Source organism: Aquimarina rubra, from assembly GCF_042684305.1.
Taxonomy (GTDB): domain Bacteria; phylum Bacteroidota; class Bacteroidia; order Flavobacteriales; family Flavobacteriaceae; genus Aquimarina; species Aquimarina rubra.
The window spans coordinates 1-2,471 of sequence record NZ_JBHULE010000009.1 but is presented as its reverse complement, the minus strand read 5'-3'; the positions used below and the strand labels follow the sequence as shown (position 1 = coordinate 2,471).

Below are 2,471 nucleotides of genomic sequence, written 5' to 3'. Positions count from 1 at the left end.
CAGTGCATAACAAGATGTATAATTCATAGCGGCGGAAATTCCTAACGGAATTTCACGCTGGTTTATTAACTTTGGGCTGTGACGGAACATTTACTGTGTGCTTGTCCGCTACAAACCATACATTAATCGTTGTAAAGCATCAGGTACGTTAAACGAACATCCCTGAAATATATCGAAATGAAGTTCATTCTTAGAAAGAAAATTAAACTTGAAATAACTAAAGCTGATTTCGACAAGAAGTTCAGAGCAAACGTAATCAATGAAAAAATTCATTATTTTACGCCTCCTCTACTCAAAAATAGGATTACGAAAGATTATTCAGGAATTATTTATGATGGTGAATTCCGTTTGAAAAAAAACACCTCCTTTAACCCCAATCTAAATTTTGAAACTTGTTATGGAAAGATAACAGAGACTAATGGACGTATTGAATTACAGATTATTATAAATGGAATTCAAGGTTTTTCAATCTTAATGGTATCTGTATTTATTCTAGCAGGACTAATTACTTTTATAAACATAATTTTACAGGACAATTTCAATCAAAATGGAGCATTGTATATATTAATCCCAATCTTTTTTGTTTTCTATTTTTTAATCTATAAAAAGATAATAATTCAAATTGTGGAAGATGTTGCCAATACCACTGATAAATTAGAAAGCGATATAAGAAATTGGTTGAGAATATAAACGCTTTACAACATTATATATGAAATCAGAGCAAAGTTTAGTATAAATCGAAAGGTTATTTACTTTTTGCAATGGCGCTGAATTTTTATAAATTAAACAAGAAATAAAAATGCGCAGATAGATCAATTGGTTCTGGCTTGCTTGCCTTGCTCCGATTCATATATTCAGCGTTGTAAACAATTAGATGGAACTATTCGAAGAAATATTAAAATTTTCAGTTGGCGGACTAACGGTTGTTGGAATAGTTGTCTTTTTGGGTAAATTAATCCTTACTAAAAGTTCTGACTTATTAATTGAAAATCACAAAAATCGTCTTGCAATTTCAAAAACAGAACATCAAGTTAAATTCACAAAGCTTCATACAGAAAGAGGAGAAATAATAAAACAGATTTACCAAGATTTTTATGAGCTTGAAAAAAAGCTTGAACACATGACCACGCTATTCCAAGGTCCAGAATGGAGAACTGAAAAAGTAAGAGATCAAGATGCTATAGATAAGTATCGAGAAACTTGCGAAACATTGGAAAAAAACCGAATATATTTTACTGAAGATTTATGTAATCAACTAGCTTCTTCTCTTGAAAGTTACAGTGATATTATTAACCAAATGTTAACTGCAAAAAATAAGGCGAAATATGAATCCGATGGAACTGGTTACCGGTTTCCTGAGGGACAAGGTTCTTTGGAGTTATGGATGGATGCGGAAAAGAAAACTAAGAATGAAATTAGGAATTTAAGATTAGAGCTAGCAAAAGTATTCCGAGAACTCATAGGAGTTTAAAAATGTTAAACATAATAATCAAACAAGCTGATGAAAATACAAGGTTCATATATTCAATATGGTGGAGGTTATAATAAAGATAATGTTGAAAAGAAAGATGTCCTAGAAGCTATTAAATATCTTGAAAAAACAGATGATGAACACGCAGATTTTTGGATTAGTATTTATGGAGAAAAAACCGAAGAAAAAGTTTTAGAGATAAATAAGTGGTTCGAGACTTTCTTCCACTTGAATGACGAAAAAAACACTTTTTACGCTACTAAACTGAATGGATTTGATGAAATCAAAGCTTTATGTGAACTTCTTATTGAGGGAAAAATTCAAGAAGTAGAGAAAAAGATGATTGAACATAAATCTAAAAAGACCCAAACTGACTGAAAAAATAATAACTAACAAAAAATAACTGTTTACAACAATTTGTATAATGCATATGCACCCTTCGGGATGCAAACGCATCATACAAGAAACGTTATGCACAAGCATGTGGAATCTGAAAAGCAGAATGAATAATCGGACGGGATAATGGTCAAAGACCGGAGTGTTTTTATAAAGGTAATTTCTGACACAAAGATTCTCCCCTATCAGCATCTGACGGAATAAAGGTCATCGCTATTTTGTGTTGGTAATCGCTAAACCCAAAGTCGCAAAGCGATCGCGGGAATTGAAAAAATATTACGCAAGTAGTTTCGTAAGCAATCATCGCTTTGCTTAGGTAAGTTTGCAAAGTAACGGCTGAATAAAAAAGGCCAGTGCATAACAAGATGTATAATTCATAGCGGCGGAAATTCCTAACGGAATTTCACGCTGGTTTATTAACTTTGGGCTGTGACGGAACATTTACTGTGTGCTTGTCCGCTACAAACCATACATTAATCGTTAGCGGTAATTACGAAAAATAAATGTATCTAGAAGAATCTAAAAACTTTTTAAAAGATTATCCTCAAATAACTTCTGAATTTAGAGGTTGTTCTGAACAAGAAATTGATAATTTAGAATCTAT

The 2,471-nt window shown here is 32.0% G+C and carries 3 protein-coding genes; all 3 read left to right on the top strand.

Features of this window, described 5'->3' with window-relative positions; translation table 11 throughout:
* Window positions 1-177: 177 nt before the first annotated feature.
* Window positions 178-690 carry a hypothetical protein gene (locus tag ACFSR1_RS08010; RefSeq protein WP_378291379.1) on the top strand — a complete coding sequence of 171 codons (513 nt, stop codon included), beginning with the start codon at window positions 178-180 and terminating at the stop codon, window positions 688-690.
* A gap of 184 nt (window positions 691-874) precedes the next feature.
* Window positions 875-1,471: a hypothetical protein gene (locus ACFSR1_RS08005; RefSeq protein WP_378291377.1), complete on the top strand. Its 597-nt coding sequence runs from the start codon at window positions 875-877 to the stop codon at window positions 1,469-1,471.
* A 30-nt stretch (window positions 1,472-1,501) separates the two neighbouring features.
* Complete coding sequence (locus ACFSR1_RS08000; protein ID WP_378291375.1) at window positions 1,502-1,849, top strand: hypothetical protein; 348 nt, start codon at window positions 1,502-1,504, stop codon at window positions 1,847-1,849.
* Window positions 1,850-2,471 lie beyond the last annotated feature (622 nt).